Origin of the sequence: Tetzosporium hominis (assembly GCF_002265435.1) — a bacterium.
In the GTDB taxonomy this organism is placed as follows: Bacteria; Bacillota; Bacilli; order Bacillales_A; family Planococcaceae; genus Chryseomicrobium; species Chryseomicrobium hominis.
This window is the reverse complement of record NZ_NOKQ01000342.1, coordinates 34,831-54,293: the sequence shown is the minus strand read 5'-3', so window position 1 is coordinate 54,293 and position 19,463 is coordinate 34,831. Positions and strand designations below refer to the sequence as shown.

General features: G+C 46.1%; 18 protein-coding genes and 1 riboswitch. Of the genes, 4 read left to right on the top strand and 14 right to left on the bottom strand.

From position 1 onward, the window contains the following. Window positions 1-9 precede the first annotated feature (9 nt). From CF394_RS14450 to aceA, 6 genes are all read right to left on the bottom strand, one after another. On the bottom strand, window positions 10-2,130 hold the full coding sequence (locus tag CF394_RS14450; RefSeq protein WP_094944534.1) for a sensor histidine kinase: 2,121 nt from the start codon (window positions 2,128-2,130) through the stop codon (window positions 10-12). Then, a complete protein-coding gene (locus CF394_RS16190) occupies window positions 2,127-2,252 on the bottom strand; it encodes a hypothetical protein (protein ID WP_279327668.1) in 126 nt (41 codons plus the stop codon). Before CF394_RS16190 ends, CF394_RS14450 begins: the two co-directional genes overlap by 4 nt. 19 nt (window positions 2,253-2,271) lie before the next feature. Beyond that, complete coding sequence (locus tag CF394_RS14445) at window positions 2,272-2,964, bottom strand: response regulator transcription factor (protein ID WP_094944532.1); 693 nt, start codon at window positions 2,962-2,964, stop codon at window positions 2,272-2,274. A 453-nt stretch (window positions 2,965-3,417) separates the two neighbouring features. Further along, window positions 3,418-3,540, bottom strand: coding sequence for a protein YhfH (yhfH, locus tag CF394_RS14440; protein WP_094944531.1), 123 nt, complete (start codon window positions 3,538-3,540; stop codon window positions 3,418-3,420). Continuing rightward, complete coding sequence (gene aceB / locus CF394_RS14435) at window positions 3,521-5,146, bottom strand: malate synthase A (RefSeq protein ID WP_094944529.1); 1,626 nt, start codon at window positions 5,144-5,146, stop codon at window positions 3,521-3,523. Before aceB ends, yhfH begins: the two co-directional genes overlap by 20 nt. A gap of 22 nt (window positions 5,147-5,168) precedes the next feature. After that, window positions 5,169-6,452 carry an isocitrate lyase gene (gene aceA, locus CF394_RS14430; RefSeq protein WP_094944528.1) on the bottom strand — a complete coding sequence of 428 codons (1,284 nt, stop codon included), beginning with the start codon at window positions 6,450-6,452 and terminating at the stop codon, window positions 5,169-5,171. A gap of 168 nt (window positions 6,453-6,620) precedes the next feature. Between aceA and CF394_RS14425 the strand changes: the two genes are divergently transcribed. Then, on the top strand, window positions 6,621-6,962 hold the full coding sequence (locus CF394_RS14425; RefSeq protein WP_094944526.1) for a LytR/AlgR family response regulator transcription factor: 342 nt from the start codon (window positions 6,621-6,623) through the stop codon (window positions 6,960-6,962). A gap of 188 nt (window positions 6,963-7,150) precedes the next feature. Here CF394_RS14425 and CF394_RS14420 read toward each other — a convergent pair whose 3' ends face one another. The 6 genes from CF394_RS14420 to CF394_RS14400 all read right to left on the bottom strand — a co-directional run bounded on the left by CF394_RS14420 (window position 7,151) and on the right by CF394_RS14400 (window position 13,335). Further along, window positions 7,151-8,053, bottom strand: coding sequence for an ATP-binding cassette domain-containing protein (locus tag CF394_RS14420; protein ID WP_094944525.1), 903 nt, complete (start codon window positions 8,051-8,053; stop codon window positions 7,151-7,153). A 12-nt stretch (window positions 8,054-8,065) separates the two neighbouring features. Next, window positions 8,066-9,280 (bottom strand): hypothetical protein, encoded by a 1,215-nt coding sequence (locus CF394_RS14415; protein WP_094944523.1) that lies wholly within the window; start codon window positions 9,278-9,280, stop codon window positions 8,066-8,068. Window positions 9,281-9,293: 13 nt separating this feature from the next. After that, window positions 9,294-10,412 (bottom strand): hypothetical protein, encoded by a 1,119-nt coding sequence (locus CF394_RS14410; protein ID WP_094944522.1) that lies wholly within the window; start codon window positions 10,410-10,412, stop codon window positions 9,294-9,296. Between the two features lie 201 nt (window positions 10,413-10,613). Continuing rightward, on the bottom strand, window positions 10,614-10,985 hold the full coding sequence (locus CF394_RS16140; protein ID WP_243370918.1) for a group II intron maturase-specific domain-containing protein: 372 nt from the start codon (window positions 10,983-10,985) through the stop codon (window positions 10,614-10,616). Window positions 10,986-11,038: 53 nt separating this feature from the next. Beyond that, window positions 11,039-11,899 carry a group II intron reverse transcriptase/maturase gene (gene ltrA, locus CF394_RS14405; RefSeq protein WP_243370913.1) on the bottom strand — a complete coding sequence of 287 codons (861 nt, stop codon included), beginning with the start codon at window positions 11,897-11,899 and terminating at the stop codon, window positions 11,039-11,041. A 551-nt stretch (window positions 11,900-12,450) separates the two neighbouring features. After that, window positions 12,451-13,335, bottom strand: a complete 885-nt coding sequence (locus tag CF394_RS14400) for a DMT family transporter (RefSeq protein ID WP_094944520.1) — start codon at window positions 13,333-13,335, stop codon at window positions 12,451-12,453. A 59-nt stretch (window positions 13,336-13,394) separates the two neighbouring features. Between CF394_RS14400 and CF394_RS14395 the strand changes: the two genes are divergently transcribed. The 3 genes from CF394_RS14395 to CF394_RS14385 all read left to right on the top strand — a co-directional run bounded on the left by CF394_RS14395 (window position 13,395) and on the right by CF394_RS14385 (window position 16,057). Then, window positions 13,395-13,625 carry an excisionase family DNA-binding protein gene (locus CF394_RS14395; protein WP_094944519.1) on the top strand — a complete coding sequence of 77 codons (231 nt, stop codon included), beginning with the start codon at window positions 13,395-13,397 and terminating at the stop codon, window positions 13,623-13,625. A gap of 167 nt (window positions 13,626-13,792) precedes the next feature. Continuing rightward, the gene (locus CF394_RS14390; protein ID WP_094944517.1) at window positions 13,793-15,325 is read left to right on the top strand and encodes an AbgT family transporter; all 1,533 of its coding nucleotides are present in this window, start codon (window positions 13,793-13,795) and stop codon (window positions 15,323-15,325) included. Between the two features lie 159 nt (window positions 15,326-15,484). Then, the gene (locus CF394_RS14385; protein ID WP_094944516.1) at window positions 15,485-16,057 is read left to right on the top strand and encodes a hypothetical protein; all 573 of its coding nucleotides are present in this window, start codon (window positions 15,485-15,487) and stop codon (window positions 16,055-16,057) included. Between the two features lie 626 nt (window positions 16,058-16,683). Here CF394_RS14385 and CF394_RS14380 read toward each other — a convergent pair. Together CF394_RS14380 and CF394_RS14375 are read right to left on the bottom strand one after the other, a co-directional pair. Further along, entirely contained in the window at window positions 16,684-17,670 is a 987-nt protein-coding gene (locus CF394_RS14380) for a homoserine dehydrogenase (RefSeq protein ID WP_094944514.1), read from the bottom strand. Window positions 17,671-17,792: 122 nt separating this feature from the next. Beyond that, window positions 17,793-19,091 carry an O-acetylhomoserine aminocarboxypropyltransferase/cysteine synthase family protein gene (locus CF394_RS14375; protein WP_094944513.1) on the bottom strand — a complete coding sequence of 433 codons (1,299 nt, stop codon included), beginning with the start codon at window positions 19,089-19,091 and terminating at the stop codon, window positions 17,793-17,795. 99 nt (window positions 19,092-19,190) lie between these two features. Then, a riboswitch (SAM riboswitch) is annotated at window positions 19,191-19,305 on the bottom strand. Between the last annotated feature and the right edge of the window lie 158 nt (window positions 19,306-19,463).

Below are 19,463 nucleotides of genomic sequence, written 5' to 3'. Positions count from 1 at the left end.
AGAAAGCCGTCAGACCGTCCCTTTAGGAATTCGAATCGTCACTTTAAACAAATCTCCATCGAGATCCAGTTCAAACTGCCCTTCATGTAAAGCGACAATAGACTGTGCAATCGCAAGGCCGAGCCCAGAACCTTCTGTATGACGCGATTGATCGCCACGTTTAAAGCGCTCTGTAAGTTCTGCCGTATCATCCCCGAGTTCATATTGCGATACGTTCTTGAATGTTAAAACGGCTTCTCCAAACGATTCTTGAAGCGCTACATAGACTCGAGTTCCTGGCATCGAATACTTGCTGATGTTTAGAAGTAAATTGTCCATCACACGCCACATCTTTTGTCCATCCACCTGTACCATTATTGGTTGTGATGCAATAGATACTCGTAAGTCCAAGTTCTGCTTATCAAGTGCTTCTTGCTGTTCAGCTATAGACTGTTGGAGTAATGATGCTAAGTCGACTTGCGTTTTTTGAAGCTCAATGTTGCCAGAGGCCATCTTCGAAACATCGAACAAGTCTTCTATCAAAGTTTTCAAACGGGCTGACTTGCGTTCCAACACATCGACATACTGAGCGCGCTCTTCGAGTGTTAGATTTGGATTTTTCAATAGATCTGTGTACGTAATGATGGATGTTAAAGGCGTCCGTAAATCGTGACTCACATTGGTGATCAGCTCCGACTTCAATCGTTCACTCTTCACTTGCGAAGAATGCGAGTAAATCAGCTGCTGACGAATTTCATTTAGCTTTCGCGCATGTGCAGCCAAGCGAGACCGACCTTTTTCCTGAAACGGCTCACTTACGAACCCTTCTGCCACTAATTCCGTACGTGCCATCGTACGATTCAGATAGGCAATACGACTAAACACAAAGTACAACGCTGGAATTCCGATGAATAGAGTAGCGGGAATCCAGATAAAAACCAATCCACCGATCACTCCAGATAAGGCAGTACCTAACCCCCAGAAAAACACCACAACTAAAACCAGAATCATTTGAACCGCCAAACTTCGGTTTAAAAACAAACCTTTCATGTTCTGTACTAAACGATTCAAAATCGAGTTTTTGTAAGTAAAGTCGTCCATCGTAAGTACTAGACTTATAAAACTTTGCAAAATGATTGCATTGATGGCGATGAGAACTAAGAACAAAAAGAATGTGAAGTCATCAAAGCCGTAATAAGTATTAAGCCCTCTAGACACTTGCCACAACATAACATAACTAAAGAAACCTAAAGACCCTACCATAGCTGCCCGTAATTCATGAGGTAGTTTTGCAAACTCGTCCATGAATGTACTTGCTAATAACTCCTGTTTCCATTTTTTCCAAAGAACCACACTCGCAAAGGCTGCAATGATTCCGAAAATCGTCAGCACCCAGAAGATGATTTTGCGTTGTTTAAAATCTTCAAGCTGGGAAGACACATACGATTCCGGTAGAAATACGGTACCACTATAATTGACAGGGATTGAACCTAACTCTGCTGATATAGGATCGCTGTCCTGTGTATAATAATCGATACGATCGGCATAGAGCCCTTCCGCTCCTCCTCCATAAGTTAATTGAAGGAAGTTGGAAGAAAATCCTTCCATATCAAATGTTTCATTACTTCCGGTATTCGTAAGAGAATAGCCGATACCTGGATAGTTTGCTGAATAGATTTTCCGCTCTCTTGCAAGCCCTTGCAGATAATTGTCGACTTTCGTTTCCCACTCCGCCCTGAGCTTGGCTTCCACGTAGGAGTCCTCTTTAAAATTTCTGCGAATATCCGCAATCTTCTCGTCTCGCTCTTTAGCGAGTTCTTCACTCAGTTCCTCTCCACGCTCTGTCTCATACTGACTGTTAATATTCTCGATTTGCGTACTTAAATTGCCGTAACGAAAGCGGTATTCTTCTATGTCTGCATTCGTTACCGTATACGATTCCAGGAGCTCTTCTTTCGTTAAAGGTTCTGTGACTAGGGCCGGTAACCGCGTCACAATTTCGGATTCGAAGGTGTGATAAAATTCATCTGTCTCTTGAAACTCTTTCAATAGCTCTCTTCCTTGTCCAGCCCAACTAAAAATAGTGGCCAGAATGAGAGTCAGTAACAAGGCAAGAGTCAGCCATTTTCCTAAATGTCGTTCTTTCTTCATCCTAATCCTCCTCGATCTACAAACCGCTTCAGCTGTGCGAGCCACTCCGATGATTCTGCTGCCTGCATGAAGCAATAACTGCAATATCCGATGGTGATGATGCCAATCAGCATAACAATCATAGATATTCTAGTCTCCCATTTACTTGTCCATTTTGTAGCCAACGCCCCACACCACCTTGATATATCTTGGATTTTTCGGATCTGCTTCCATCTTTTCGCGAATCTTTCGGATGTGGACGGCTACAATGTTTTCTGCGTTGTACGCCGGCTCTTGCCAGACTCGCTCGTAGATTTCGGAAATCGAGAACACACGTCCTTGATTACGCATGAAAAGTTCTGTGATTTTAAATTCAGTCGGTGTGAGCTTGAGCGGTTCCCCGTCCAGTGTCACGATTTTCGAGTCTTGGTCTAGAACTAAACCATCTTTTTCGACTACTGCCTGAATGCCTTCATATGTACCGAGCTTTGTAAAGCGTCTCAGTTGCGATTTCACTCGTGCCACCAGTTCCAGCGGGTGGAATGGTTTAGTAACGTAATCATCTGCTCCTACTGACAAGCCGTGGATTTTGTCTCCGTCCTCCGACTTGGCAGACAACATAATAATCGGGATGTTTTTTGTCTCCCGTGCTTTGAATGTCGCTTGAATGCCATCCATCTGTGGCATCATGATGTCCATGATCACCAACTGGATGTCGTGCTTTTCAAGAGCCTCTAGTGCCTCTACTCCGTTAGCGGCCTTGACCACCTGATACCCCTCGTTTTTCAAGTAGATTTCGATTCCGTCTCGAATCTCTTGGTCATCGTCTGTAACAAGAATTGTAAATGGTGTCATCGTCGACCGCCTCCTTCCTTCTGTTTCTATTGTACCTTTCAAATCTTAACAAGTAAGGGGGAGATTTCTGAAGAAATTCTTAAGAACGAAAAAATCCCCTCGCACGTTGCGAAGAGATCAGTCGTCATTGCCGCTATCAATGTAGAGTTTGCCGTTCTCTTGGAGCTCGGCGTAGAAGATTTGCGTAGGATCATTTCGAGTGCGTTGTTGTCTTCCGTCCACATAGGGAATCACCTCTACCTGACAGTATGGACAGTAGTGGCCAACGTTAGACTGAAAACTTGAATTAGCGCCCAAGCTTGTTTGATTAGCGACCCAAAAGAACTAATTGACGCCCGTACTTCCCTCATTAAAGACCATACTTCCTCCTTCAACGCCCCAACTGATTTTATGGAAACTACTTCATCCGTTCATCCGCAGAAAAAACCCCATCCTAAGATGGGGCACTTCCTATTATTCCGGCTGGTTGTTTAGACAGCGCTCACATTCAAATAGTTGAGACTCGACTTGCTCACGAATGACAGTGCCACACTCGCGGCATACTTTTGGGTTCGCTTCACGATTCGGTTGATTCATGGTCAGTCACCTCCTCCAACTGGTCATAGCCAGGTACTGTGAGAAATTCGATAAAATCATCGTTTAGAACTAATCGTCTAAAGAGACCGGCAGCCTCTTCAAATCGTCCTGTGTCATAAACATCTTTTCCAAACTGTTGCTGTAGCTTTTGCAACTCTTCTTCGAGCACTTGATCCACAAGCTCGCCTGTGATCTTGCGACCGTCTTCAAGCTTTCCTTCTGGATGGCGAATCCATTGCCATACTTGTGTTCGAGAGATTTCGGCAGTTGCTGCGTCTTCCATCAAATGATTGATGGGTGCTGCGCCGTTTCCTCGGAGCCACGAAGCGATGTACTGAACGCCGACTGAACAGTTTACTCGTAAACCATTTTCTGTAATGGAGCCCGTTGGAACTTCCACTAAGCCCTCAGCCGTTACTTCCACGTCATCGCGTTTTCGTGCAATCTGATTCGGTTCCGTCATATACTCGTTGAACTCTTCAAGTGCAACAGCGACGAGTGCAGGGTGTGCAACCCATGTACCATCATGTCCATCGGTCACTTCACGACGCTTGTCTTCTCGAACTTTATCAAAAGCGGCGGCATTTGCTTCTTCGTCTCCTTTGATTGGGATCTGCGCGGCCATGCCCCCCATTGCAGGGGCATTTCGTTTGTGACATGTCTTAATAGCGAGCAAAGTATAGGCTCTCATGAACGGTGACGTCATCGTCACTTGACTGCGATCTGGCAAGATAACATCGGGTTGGTTCCGCAGACGCTTGATATAGCTGAAGATATAATCCCAACGACCACAGTTCAGACCCGCTGAATGCTCTCGCAATTCATACAAGATCTCGTCCATCTGGAACGCTGCTGGAATCGTTTCAATTAACACAGTAGCTCGAATCGAACCTTGTGGGACACCGAGTGTCTCTTGTGCATATCTAAACACGTCGTTCCAAAGACGAGCCTCCAGATAATGCTCTAGCTTTGGCAGATAGAAGTACGGGCCACTTCCTCGAGCTAATAGTTCCTTAGCGTTATGGAAGAAATAGAGTCCGAAGTCGAACAGACCTCCTGACATCGGCTCTCCATCAACTTCCACATGTTTTTCGAGAAGATGCCAGCCTCTCGGACGAATCTGTAGTACGGCTACTTCTTCATTCAGTTGATACGTCTTTCCTGTCTCGGACTGTGTGAACGAGATCGTCTTGCGAATCGCATCGTACATATTGATTTGCCCATGAATCATGTTGTGCCAGGTCGGTGCAGTCGCATCTTCAAAACAGGCCATGAAGAGCTTCGCTCCTGAGTTGAGTGCGTTGATGACCATTTTGCGGTCGACCGGACCAGTGATTTCGACGCGTCTGTCCTGCAAATCTTTCGGGAGCTCGGCGACCGTCCAGTCGCCTTCCCGGATTGCTTTGGTCTCTTCTAAGAAATCCAGTTTGCCGCCTGCATCGAGCTGCTGCTGCCGTTCTTCACGTGCCTTAAGTAGCTCTTTACGGCGTTCATTGAATGTTCGGTGGAGCCCCTCTAAAAACTGCAGGGCTTCCGGAGTCAGCACACGTTCCGTGGCCTCGTCCTGGAGTCCTTTGATCTCAAGTGACGTCGTCAATTGTGTCATCTGTCCCACCCCTTCCCGGTCATCACGCAAATTGCGCGACTTCCGTAGATCCTTTCATCGCTGTCGTCGATGACATACCGCCTGATACAATCTGAGATACTTCATCAAAGTAGCCTGTTCCGACTTCACGTTGATGCTTCGTCGCAGTATAGCCTTTCGCCTCTGAATCGAATTCTGCTTGCTGTAGACGAGAATATGCTGCCATGCCCTCTGTCTTGTATGCATGTGCTAATTCGAACATGCCGTGGTTCAAGCTGTGGAAACCAGCAAGTGTAACGAATTGGAATTTGTAACCCATCTTGCCAAGCTCGACTTGGTACTTAGCAATCGTTTCTTGATCCAAGTTTGCTTCCCAGTTGAACGATGGCGAACAGTTGTATGCAAGCATCTTACCTGGGAACTGCGCGTGGATTGCATCTGCGAACTGCTTCGCTTCTTCTAGGCTTGGGTGAGATGTTTCACACCACACAAGGTCTGCATATGGTGCGTAAGCAAGTCCACGTGCAATGGCTTGCTCGATACCCGGGTTCGTCTTGAAGAATCCTTCTGGAGTGCGTTCGCCTGTGATGAACGCATGATCGCGCTCGTCGATATCGCTTGTCACCATGTCCGCTGCGTCTGCATCCGTACGCGCTACGATTAGCGTTGGAACGTCTAGAACATCTGCTGCTAAACGAGCCGCTACTAGGTTTCGAATAGCGTTCTGTGTTGGAAGAAGGACTTTCCCGCCTAAGTGACCACATTTTTTCTCGGAAGCGAGTTGGTCTTCTAAGTGGACACCTGCTGCTCCTGCTTCAATCATTCCTTTGATCAGTTCGAAGACATTCAGTGGACCACCGAATCCTGCTTCTGCGTCTGCTACGATTGGAGCGAACCAGTCAAACCCATCATTCCGACCTTCTGCGTGATCAATTTGGTCCGCGCGCTGCAAAGCTTGGTTGATCCGCTTCACCACTGCTGGAACCGAGTTTGCTGGGTACAAGCTCTGATCTGGATACATTTGTCCAGATAGGTTAGCGTCTGCTGCTACTTGCCAACCGCTTAAATAGATAGCTTGTAAGCCTGCTTTGACTTGTTGTACGGCTTGGTTCCCAGTTAGTGCCCCCAGCGCGTTAATAAAATCTTCTGTATGAAGTGAGTTCCATAAACGTTCAGCTCCTCGACGTGCCAATGTCTGCTCTACGACAACGGAACCTCGTAGTTTGACGACCTCTTCAGCTGTGTATGGACGCTCAATGCCCTGCCAACGCTCATTTTCGTTCCATTCTTTACGTAATTGTTCAACCTGCTCTTGTCGTGTCATCATCTTCTATCTCACCCTTCGCGTAAGTTTCTGTTGCATAACAGTTTTAAATCTTGTAACTTAATATATAACAGAAAATTCAAACTGACACGGCTTTTTGATAAACAGTGGAATTTTCATGATGAACCCCCATTTTTTCACGACAAACTAAGAATCTAGAGGAGGAACACAATGGAACAGCTGACCGCATCTCGTTTTTTAACCGTTCGCCAAGAAGAAGATTGGAAGCCTCTGCGTCTTTCTGCTATCACACACGTTGAGAGTCTACATAAGAAGACATGGGTCTACGCAGACGGAGAAGCGTATTCTGTCTCTCACCCTCTAAAGGACCTGGAGCGCCGATTGCCTGAGGATTTCGTTCGAATCCACCGCTCTTTCATAGTTAACTTGTTGGCAGTTGAACGGATCACGCGAGATCTTGCTTCGAATTTGGTGATGGTGCTTGTGGATGGTAGCGAGTTGCCGGTAGGTCAGTCGTACGTGGCGGAAGTGAAGAGGGTGTTGGGGATGTGATGAATGTTTGTTGTCTTCAAAGATGTCCATGGGGGATCTTGATAACACTTCGAATGTAGAATGAAATCTAATAGAGGTCGAATCATTCGAGTTAGAGACCTAATCATTTCAATTAGTGTACTAATCAACCCCAATTCCCTCTCGACCGCAAAACAAAAGCCCTCCAATCGGAGGGCTTTTACTCTGTATCATTGGTATTCCATTGAATACAGGTCGTGAAGTGACACTTTGCCGAAATGGAAATCTGAAATATGGGATGCGACAAGGAAAGACACGAGCGCCGTGATCTGCTCGTCTGTTTGTTGCTGGATATCAATCAAGATCTTATCATTCGGTAACTTCTGCATCGCAAGCTTCGGAAACTTCGCAGCTATTTTCGCTGTCTCTTCTGCTGTTACTTTCGGAAGACGGATCGTCGTCACTGTTTCTGCGGAGAAGCCTGGAGCTAAGTCATCCGCTAAATGCAGCTTGCCGTTTTTGAAGAAGTAGATCTTGTCTGCATACTGCTCGAGATTCTCAAGTAAGTGGGAGGCAATGATGACGGTCTTGCCTTCACGCTTTTTCTCGACGAGAATCTGTGAGATCATCTCGACGTGGGTTGGATCTAGACCGTTCATGACTTCGTCCATCAACATGATTTTTGTATCCGAGACGATCTGCATCGCAAAACAGAGACGCTGGCGCATCCCGAGAGAATACGTCCCTGTCTTCTTCTTTACATAAGAGGCCATACCTAGCTTGGTAATCGTATCTTCAATCAACTCTGGACGGCTGTTCCACATGGTCTGGTAGATCTTCATATGGTTCTTTCCTGACACATGGTTGTACAGGTCGTTCTGGTCTGGCATCATCGACATCACTTGATGAATCTTTACTTCATTCGGTTTACTTGTGTACTTCAGACCGCCACCAACAATTACTTGCCCTTGTTTAGGAGACAGATAGTTCATGATGACGTTCATCAACGTGGACTTTCCTGTTCCGTTCGGTGCTACCAGGCCGATAATCTGACCTGATTCAAATGTAATCGAGATATCATCGAGCACGCGCTTCTCTTGAAACTGCATACCGATCTGTTTCAGCTCAAGCATTCAATTCCCTCCTTACTTGGTATACGAAAAACGTTTATTAGTGGTAATGAGCAAGATGAATAAGATACAGAGAGCAGCGCTACCAGCTACGAGTAGCATGCCTCGCTCCATTGTGAAGAGCTGGGAAGCGTATAAGAAGTCTCGCGTTCCGGAGATAACTTGACCGACTTGGATATATGATGTCGGATACCAGTACGCATCGGTGAATGGGCTGACGGCTCGCTCGAAATACAAGAACTCGACAAAGATGATGCCCAGACCTACGGCGATATTGATGAATTCCAGACGCACCGTAATGCTTAAAAGAATGATGACTGCTACTAGCGCTACAAACCATAGAGTCAAAAATGCCAAATTGAGCAACAAGAATTCCCACATCGGAATTCGAGTAAATAGTTCAGGACCCGGATTGAAAATATTCGTAGCTGTGTTGTATATAGGCACCCCTAGCATAAAGTCTCCAAACCCCTCTCTCAAACCAATGAGGAATAGACCAGCCCCTAATGGAAAGAGTGCAGCGATACTCCCTACAATCGCCACGATGCCTTTTCCAAACATCCGCTTCCAATCAGCTAATGGGAAACCTTTGACTAGACTTGGATTACGCCGGTCTTTCAAAACGATGTCAGCTGTTAGAACGACACTGCTAATAAGGATCACAAAAGGCAAAAAATCGGATAGGAGTCTTTGGAGTGTCTGAATGGCTGTTCGCTCTTCGAAGAGTTCATACGAGAGTTTATGCTCCCCTTCGGTGTAATCTTGAAATCGGCTTGCTGTGTAGCCGTACCCGTAGAAGCCGTCATCTTTTGCAAAACGATTTCCGTAGGTATAGTACAAAGGATTGTAGTAGAACAAGTCTCCATTACTATAGATCGTTTGATTTGAAAATTCGTACCAATCTGCAGTTGCCGAAGCATATGCTGCAAGGTCTTGTTCATCAAGTGCATTGATTCGTTGCAACTCGAGCTTATTCCAATCAGGAAACAGAAACTTCGCGTATTCAACGAGTGGGTAGAGCTGATCTCTTCCTTCTACACTTTCTAAAAACGCTTCCCGCGTATCATACGCCGCCTGCATCTCGTCACGACTCACTTTTTCGATTGGTTCATAGTTCGGTGCTACTGCAACTGCATAATAGAGACTGAGGAGCAGCAAGATGATGTACACCGCTTGGTTCTTTTTGTTGCCGATAAATTGTAGGGCTTCCCATTTGATAAAATTCCACATAGCTGTCCCCTCCTTACGCTCGTTGTAATTTCCCGCTTGATAAGAACCATTTGACGAGGGCGAGCAGAAGCACCAAATAGATGCTCAAGATGAGCAGTCCCATCGAAGCAGATAGTTCTTCTGGGTACGCTCCCATAAGACTCTCTCCTCGCAAGAGAGCCGGGAAATTGACATAGTGATACGGGTACCAAGGCACAAGCGATGCAAGACGTGGAAACATTAATGGTAATGCCACGAGGCCCAGTTGAATAAAGACCGTGATGTAGACATTCCGCACCAACACGTTCAAAATCACCGAGCTGACGATGGCCACAAGAGATAACAACAGCATATAACCTATGGCAAAGCTGCTGTACGATAGCACAGAGTGAATCTCTACCTCTCCGTTCCATACGGAGATGACACTAGAAAGAGCCCCCCAGTCTCCAAGGAACCCGTAAGGCAGACTGAACACTAGCAATGTCAAAACGAATAGACATGTGATGCTCCAAGTCACGAGCACTTTTGCGAGTACATACCGGTCAAATGCAATCGGATAGCCTTTGATTAGGGTCGTATGGCGAAAATCTTCAATCATGATATTGGAAGAATAAACGGCAATGATTAGGAACCAAAACGCTCCGACGAATCCGAGCAGATACATTAAAAACTGCGTATACGAATATGCTTCAAAAGGTGGCGGCGAATCTAATTGCGCCAAATAACTGTAATAGTAATAATCGAGCTCGTTTTCAATCATTTGTGGCATGATGTCCGCAACCTTGTCATACTCATCCATCGTGAATGCGTCTTTGCGCAGCTGGGTCAAGCGAAGAGCAGACTCTAAATAGAGCTCGGGCCGTTCTACTTTCAATGCCATCCCCTGTTTCGTATAGGCATGATCTTGTTGCACGACATTTTTATAAAGAGGACTACCTGGACCGTTTTCGGTAGCATCGACTACCTGAAACTTGTTCAGAGCTACTTTTACTGTCAGAGACTCGTTTGATTTCTCAGCAATCGGATTGCCTAAATCAATCTGATACGAATAGATGCTGATAGCTAGCGAGAAAATCGCAATAGCCAGTAATGCAAAGAGCGTCTTTTTATCTGTTCGCTCGACAAGAAAAATGGTTTTTAACATGCGAATCATTTTGATGACCCCTCACTTTAATTTTCACACTTTTCTATCATCTCAAAAAATAGTCTCTCTGAGTACCCATTAGTTAAATTTAGTTAAACTTTCATCAAATATGTTATAGGATGCACTGTTTTTACAATCGAGTAGGAGGGAGTAATTAATTTACTCCCGACCTCTCACACCACCGTACGTACGGGTCTCGTATACGGCGGTTCAATCTATTGAGTATCTACGCTTATATATTGCGGACATTTCTTTCAGTCCCCAGTATATGAGCTTTTCGTTTGATAGTGCTCTATGGATAATCTCACTTTTGGAGATTCTCCAATATCCCTTACGGGAATTGGCTAGTTTCATCGCATCATCATGGGCGATTCCATATTTACGAAGCATACGATACCTTGTGCCGGTTTTCTTCCATCTCTTCCAAATCAATTGCCTCAATCGATGGTTTAGCCATTGTTGGGTTTCTAAGATAAATTTCTTCATTCTCGAGATTCCATAATAGTTAATCCATCCAGTTGTCACCTGGTTTATCTTAGTGACGATTTCCTCAAAAGTACCAGGTCTTTTACGACTCGTCAGAGTCTTTAACTTTTGCTTTAGGCGTTGTTTGGCGGATTTAGAAGGTCGGCAACCTACTTTCCCATCAGATTCTGAATGTGAAAGCCTAATATGGTACAGTTTGTCGCTCCTCCCACTTTGCTCTTCTTACGGTTTATAGTTAGACCTAGCTTACCCTCGACGAATCTCGTGGTTGTCTCGAAGACTCTCTGACCCGCGCGAATACTCTTCACAAAGATGACGAAGTCATCCGCATACCGGATGAAACGATGTCCTCTCTGTTCAAGTTCGCGGTCTAATCTATTAAGATATATGTTTGCGAGGAGCGGTGAGAGTGGGCCTCCTTGCGGAGCACCCTTAGTCGTCTCGATATATATATCTTTGTCTAGGATTCCCGAGCGTAGGAACTTCCAGATTAATTTTAATACATGTTGTTCTGGAATGAATTCCTCGAGAAAGGCTTGGAGTCTTTGGTGATGGATGGTGTCGAAGTAACTTTTAAGGTCACATTCGACGGCCACTTTGAACCCCTCTTCGTAATACTGCTGGGCTTGCTCGATTGCCTGGTGGGTATTTCTGCCCTTCCTGTAACCGTAACTGTGATTCGAGAAGTGCGGGTCTATGATCGGCTCAATGATTTGAAGGATTGCCTGTTGGATTGTACGGTCTATGACCGTCGGGATTCCAAGGTTCCTTTTCGAGCCGTCCGGTTTGGGAATCGCAACTCGTTTGACGGGCTGTGGTTTATAGGAGCCATCTAGGATGGATTCTCTGATTTCTGGCATATGTTCTTCAAGGTGCATGTGAAGTTCATATACCGTCATTCCATCAATTCCCGGTACACCTTTGTTCTTGCGAACCTTTTCATAGGCTGACCATATATTGTTTTCTGCGATGATTCTATCAATGATTCTGATACCATCTTGTTCTCTCATATCCATGTCGACATCCTGAGCACTTCTATATATCTTTCGGTTTCCAACCTATCCTTCTATAGACAGCCACCTTTTCGGTCAATACCACGATGTTTTCTGCTCTCTCGCGGATGTCTCCACCTCCTTGTTTTCCAAGATTTTAGATTGTTCGGTCCTTCACTCCCGTAAGGGAGCTACTATGACTTCTGCTGACTTCTCACAATTCATCTCTCTATCACTAGAGGGATTGCTGATACGACAGCCCTTGTGAGACCTCCCCGGGTAAGGACGATAACCTTCTTCTCATGTAACTGCTATATTTACTGTACAAGGTTCGGGCAGTATTGGACTTCGTTATGCATTGCTAACTCATCCACCTTGATTCAGCCTTCTATATAGTTTCTGTTCGTCAGTTCGAGAATTTGCGTCCGACTTCCTTCAGATTCCTCCTCACGGAGGACACCCTTGTCATTCGCTAACAGTTCCTACTGCCAAGCCTGTAGTGGACTTTCACCACCAAGTTATCGCCCATGCCGGGCGCACAACGAAAAAACCTGAGTCCGCGTGCAGACTCAGGTTTTTGTATATACTACTGGCTTTGAATAGCGGGATCCGACCGTCAGCACTACGATACTTCCAAGCAGTAGCGCGATCCCCACCCACGAATTCCACGTGAACACTTCTCCTACTACTACAACTCCTAAAATAGCAGCAGTCGTCGGTTCAGCAAGGGATAAGGTGAGTGCAGAGCTTGAAGGAATCTTTCGCAGTCCGGTCGTATAGAATACATAAGCAAGCGTTGTCGTGCCAATTCCGAGATACAGCAGAATTGCGGCATTGATAGGTTCCACTGTCCACGCCGCTCCGTTGATGAAATAGAAAGGAGTTAGCAACAGCGCCGCCATACTAAATGTCATCGCTACAGCTGAGACTGCATCGTGCTTCGCAACAAGTGCTTTGCTCGACATCGTGTAGATGGCAAAAACGATTCCTGCCCCTAACGACAATAGCACACCCACTGGATTGACCGTCACCGTACCCGAATTCAAGAACAAGAAGACACAGCCGACTAAAGCGAACAGTGTTGAGATCAACCAGACACGCGTCGGACGTTGTTGAAAGATACTCCACTCTACAAGACCAGAAAATACTGGCGCACTTCCGATGGCGACTACACTGGCGATGGCCACACCGGTCAGTTTGACGCTACTAAAGAATAGCATCTGGAACAGGCCAATACAGATTGCTGCAAGTAATGTCTCTTTCCAAGACCACTGTTTTAAATTGATTTTACGAAGGACTAGCAAAGGAATAAGTAGTGTCAGACCGCCTACTGCTGAGCGAGCTGCTGCCACAACAAATGGATGAGCGTCTGGTGGTAGAAACGTCTGAGCCGTCCCCGTTGTTCCCCACAAAATCGCTCCAAGCAATACAAGTAAATATGGTAAACTAGACAATGAAATCGCTCCTTGCCAAAGTGGTTCGTCCTATTCAGTATACAAGGAGGTCTGTTCGCATGTATAGAACGATTGAAGAAACCGCCGCTTACCTCCAGATGCCAGAGGAGCAGGTTCGGCGTTATGTGCTTGAAAAACGAATCAAGGCCGTCCATGACGGTGACCAATTTCTAATTAACGACGAGCAATTCAACCGTCATTTTGAGCAACTAGAGCAAGTAAAAGCTTTGATTGATGAATGGCGCAACACACCCATTCCTGAAGATCCCGACATTAAAGATGAAGATTGATCCCAACTACAGAGTAGTTGGGATTTTTACTGTTCCCCCTATTCGCAATCCTTTTGCAATTCCGGATATTCCGCAAAGCCTTTTTATTCACTTTAAACCTCCTTATAATAAGTAAATGCCTATATAGGTAATTGTCAGAATAGTGATATGATTTGGAGGTTTATGAAATGGAAACTACGAAAAAACGTGGGTTCATTCTACGTTCACTCGATGGGATCGAAGCAGTTGGTAACAAATTGCCACATCCGGTCACACTTTTTGCTCTTTTCTCCGTCATCATCTTAGTCCTTTCCGCTATCTTCTCGACACTTGGTGTCAGTGTAGAAGATCCAATGAATCCGGGCGAGACGTTAACGGTTAAAAACTTATTGAACTCGGAAGGAATTCTTTACCTGTTCGAGAGCATGGTCACGAACTTCACAGGATTTGCTCCTCTTGGAACAGTACTTGTGACGATGCTTGGTATCGGTCTTGCGGAACGCTCTGGTTTAATCAGTGCAGCACTTCGCGGATTGGTCACATCAGTACCTAAACAATTGTTAACAGCTGCTCTAGTATTCGGTGGCGTTATGTCTTCTATGGCTGCCGATGCAGGGTACGTAGTATTAACACCACTTGGTGCAGTGCTATTTGCAGGTATGGGTCGTCACCCACTTGCAGGTCTTGCTGCTGCATTCGCTGGGGTTTCTGGTGGATTCAGTGCGAACTTGCTACTGACGTCACTCGATCCACTTCTAGGTGGATTGACGCAAGATGCTGCCGCTATTCTAAATCCTGAATATGCAGAAACTATTAATTATGCGATGAACTACTACTTCATGATTGCTTCTGTATTCATGATTACAATCGTCGGTACACTTGTTACTGAGAAAATTGTAGAACCACGTCTTGGAGTTTATAAAGGAGACGTGAAAGAAGAAGTCGATTACTTGTCTCCACTGGAGAAAAAAGGTCTTTGGGGCGCATTGATTTCAATCATTATCGTCTCAATCGGTCTAGCACTTCTTGTCATCCCATCTTGGGGACCACTTCGTGCTGGCGCTGAGAACTTAGTAGATGCACCGTTCTTCCATGTACTAGTTCCAGTTATCTTGATTCTGTTCATCGTACCTGGTTTCGTATACGGGAAGATCACGAAAGCGATTCAAAATGACAAGGATGTTGCGAATCAGTTATCTGAAACAATGGAGACGATGGGATCTTATATCGTCCTAGCATTTGTAGCGGCTCAGTTCGTTGCGTACTTCACGACATCGAACTTAGGTCTTGTCCTAGCAGTTAACGGTGCAGAATTATTGGAGAGCACTGGTTTTACTGGTTATCCATTAATTATTGCGTTCCTATTGATCACAGGTTTCATCAACTTGTTTATTGGTAGTGCTTCTGCAAAATGGGCGATTATGGCTCCAGTCTTCGTTCCTATCATGATGGACCTTGGTTACACACCAGAATTGACCCAAGTCGTCTACCGTATTGCCGATTCTTCAACGAACATCATCTCTCCATTGATGCCATACTTCGCAATCGTTATTGCGTTTGCTCAGAAGTATGACAAGAAGGTCGGAATTGGAACGCTTATCGCTACAATGCTTCCATATTCCATTGCGTTCTTCATCGTCTGGACAATCATGTTGTTCGTTTGGATGGCACTTGGTATCGACCTCGGACCTGGTTCTGGAATCTATATGCCACAAGAATAGAACATCTAAACTGCAGTCTCGCTCGAATTGTCGGGTGTGGCTGCAGTTTTTTGTCGAAAATTTGAGAAGTTAGGTCACTTCTTCCAATTAGGTCCACTGCCCTCTTTTCAGATTATTCAATCAGTGATAAAGTAACGTCTAGAGGGGGAATCGAACAACATGAAGAAATGGCTTTTAGCAGCAGCGGCTGTTGGCATGCTTGCAGGCTGCCAAGATGACAACGAGACAACGCAACCGAAAGAAACAGAAGGTCCTTCTTCTGAAGTGGAACAGAAAATCGAAGAGGCATTGGGTACAGATGTAGCCATTCCTACTTTGAATAACCACGAAATCGGCTTAGCGTATTTAGAAGAAGGTGTGCAACAAGCAGACCAAACGTCCGCACACTTGATCTACCAAACAACGAAAAAGCCTATGGAAGGCTTAACTGCTGAGACTTGGGGCAAACAAAACGACGTGGAAGTCTTACACGGAGAACTGTTCAAAGATGCACCATTAGTTGAACTAGACATCTATCCAGAGACATACGGAACTCTAGACAATGCTGAAAAACGAGAAATTGCAGGCGAAGAAGTGGACTATTCACTGATTCCGGGATCTACTCGCAGTACAGCGTACATTGGCTTTGACAAAGAAGGCGCGGGCTACATGATTCAGTATCATTTGGCACAGAACCAATCTGTTGAAGAAGCGTTCTCATTTGCCGAGCAAATCATTGAAGGTTTGAACTAAAAAAATCCTTGTCTTCTCACACGTGTGGGGAGGACAAGGATTTTTTGTGTGGGTTTGATGGTGCTCTCCACATCTAAATCATATCGAGTTGCGAACTTCATTTGAGAAGCCTCTTAGCTGAGAGCGCTTGGAAAAGACACGCTTATCTGTGGGAGTGGCCATCAGAATCCTCGCGGCATACCAAAGCTTGCGCTTTGGCCTCCGCTGCGGGTTCTTCAAACCACTCTGAAGCCACGGAACGCGCATCTTTTCCTTCACACTCACCTCTATTGAAAGCTGCAAAGAATGTTGTGAAAAAGCGTGCCGTAGATCTTGGGGCTGTTTCCTGAAGGATCAGGTCGATGCCGGATATCACCCGTGTCGCTTCACCGGTGAAGCGATTGGGAAGATTCGGCACGGCCCTTTTGGAAACAGCCCCAAGTCAGGCACGATTTTAACATTAAAGCGACGCTCTCCACATCTAGGTGATATCGAGTTGCGAACGCCTTCCACATCTAAGTGAAATCGAGTTGCACAGGCTAGAAGCACACTCAAAAATCGAACGCACCCTATGAGGCACAAAACGCCTCACAGGGCACGCCCGATTCCCGAGGAGCTTCTGGGCGAGCCTGTTCCACATCTAAAAGTTAAATCGAGATCATGAACCCCGCCCGCTTGCCGATGATCTCAGCGTAGTCTTCGACCATAACGCTAGCTGTAGGATACATACCAGCCCCTGGTCCGACGAGAGTCAAAGTGCCGATGTAGTTCGTGTCGACAGCGACGGCGTTGTTTACTCCTTCGATGGCATAAAGAGGATGATCCGGCCCTACAAGCTGTGGACCGACTGATGCTTCTAAACGGCCGTCTGGATGCCGGACAATTTCTGCCACATGACGGTAGCGTAACCCTTCCTGCTCAGCGCGTTTTACATCTTCTAATGTAATCGTATCGATTCCTCTGACTTCTACTTCCTCGCGCTCCGGCTGTTCTTCAAATGCCAGTGCACTCAAAATCATCAGCTTGTGAAAGGCATCCATACCAGATACGTCATTGTAGGGGTCCGCTTCTGCGTAGCCAAGAGCCTGCGCATCACGAAGCGCCTCGTCGAATGCACTGTTATCTGTGCGCATAGACGTCAAAATGTAATTCGATGTCCCGTTCAAGATCCCCTGGATGCGCTGCACAGAATTCACCTGCAACAGGTTCTTCAGTGTCTTGATGACAGGAACACCACCAGCTGTCGTTGCTTCGTACCCGATATACACGCCTTTTGATTTTGCTCGTTCATGCAAATCGATGTGGTAGCGAGAGAACATCACTTTGTTCGCCGTGATGACATGACAACCCTTGTCGATAGCACGGCACAAATAACCGTATGCGGGTTCTTCTCCTACAATGGCTTCAAACACGACTTGCAATCCTGGGATGGCTAAGATGTCGTCGAAGTTATCCGTGATGAGTACGCCTGGCGTGTCTGGACGCGGTTTTTCTAGATCGTTCACCAGGATCGCACCGACTTCAATGTCGAGGCCGAGTGAGCGGTGAAGCTCTTCTCGTTTGTCCTGTAAGATCCGGTAGATACCTTGTCCCACCGTTCCATATCCTAAAATTGCTGCGCGTAATTTTGCCATGTTCATTCCTCCAACTCGGTGCGTCCATTCGCCGTATTATTTTTCCTATTCTAGAGGAAGCTATGAAAGAAAACAAGAAAAATCTTTCTCTAGAGTACAATTGTTTTTCTTATACGGACAAATCAGACCGGAAGAGCGGCCTTTTTCACAGCTTGCAATCCAACATCTAATGCTTCTAGAATGTCGTCAATGTGCTCGAGGCCAATCGATAGGCGCACTAGTTCCGGTGTCACACCCGTCCGTGCTAGTTCTTCCCCTTCGCCTAGTTGTTGATGTGTTGTAGAAGCCGGATGGATGATCAGGGATTTCGCATCCCCAACGTTCGCCACGTGTGAGAACAACGGAATCGAGTCAATCAGTAAACGTCCTGCTTCTTTTCCGCCTTTTACCCCAAACGTCAAGATTGAGCCGGCTCCTTGTGACAAGTACTTCTTCGCTAGCTCATGCGATGGATGCTCTTCAAGCCCAGGATAGTTCACCCACTCTACTTCCTCGTGCTGCTTCAAGTAATCTGCTACTGCTTGCGCATTTTCATTGTGCTTCGGGACACGTAAGTGAAGTGTCTCTAGTCCTTGCAGGAAAGAAAATGCTGCTTCAGGACTCAGTGCTGGTCCAAAATCACGCAACAACTGCACGCGAAGTCGAATCGCAAAAGCCACCTGCGGTACATCGATGCCGTAACGAAGTCCGTGATACGTCACATCTGGCTCTGTGTATCCTGGGAACTTCTCAGAGTTCCAGTCGAAGTTGCCTCCATCTACAACCACCCCACCAATCGTCGTCCCATGCCCACCGATCCATTTCGTAGCTGAATGGATAACGACATGCGCACCGTGACGAATCGGCTGTGTGCCATAAGGCGTTGCGAATGTGTTATCGATGAGTAGGGGCACTCCCACGTCATTTGCCACACGAGCTACCCCTTCAATATCGAGGACATTCAGGCTCGGGTTCCCAATCGTCTCTGCGAAAAATCCTTTCGTCTTAGAAGTCACCGCCGCGCGGAAATTCTCAGGATTAGTCGAATCCACAAACTTCACCGTGATTCCATAGCGAGGTAAAGTGTGTGCGAACAGATTGTACGTGCCACCGTATAGGTTCGAAGCTGCGACAATCTCATCGCCTGCTCCGGCAATATTTAAAATCGAAAATGCGATAGCGGACATACCAGAAGATAACGCCACAGCAGCCGTCCCGCCTTCTAGCTGTGCCACACGCTGTTCAAACACGTCTACTGTCGGATTTCCAATACGTGTGTAGATGTTCCCCGCTTCTTTTAATGCAAATAAGTTCTGTGCGTGCTCCGTGCTTTGGAAAACAAATGATGTCGTCTTGTGGATCGGTACCGCCCGTGAACCGGTCACTGGATCTGGCTGTTGGCCTCCGTGAAGTAGAATCGTTTCTGGTCGTAAGTTTGTCATAATAACTTCCTCCTTTGTGTGTCAGATCAGACATCCAGAGAGGAAGTGACAATACAAAAGCCCCTCTTCAATTAAGAAGAGGGGCGAATGCTTGTCCTCCTCTTATCTTCCAGATCAACAATTGATCTGTAGGAATTAGCACCTTTCCAAGCAAAATTGCTTGTTGGTTGCCGGGCTTCGCAGGGCCTAGTCCCTCCGCCACTCTGGATAAGAGTCATATACGTCTGTCTGTTGCATTGAAGTATAAAACAGCTGGGAATCGTCTGTCAACCACCGATTTGAAATTTTCTGTTTTTTCAGCTGAAAATCGCTTGCCAAACACTCTGAATTGCGAAACAATAGACGATGAGACCTTCGGTTACCGAAGAATCT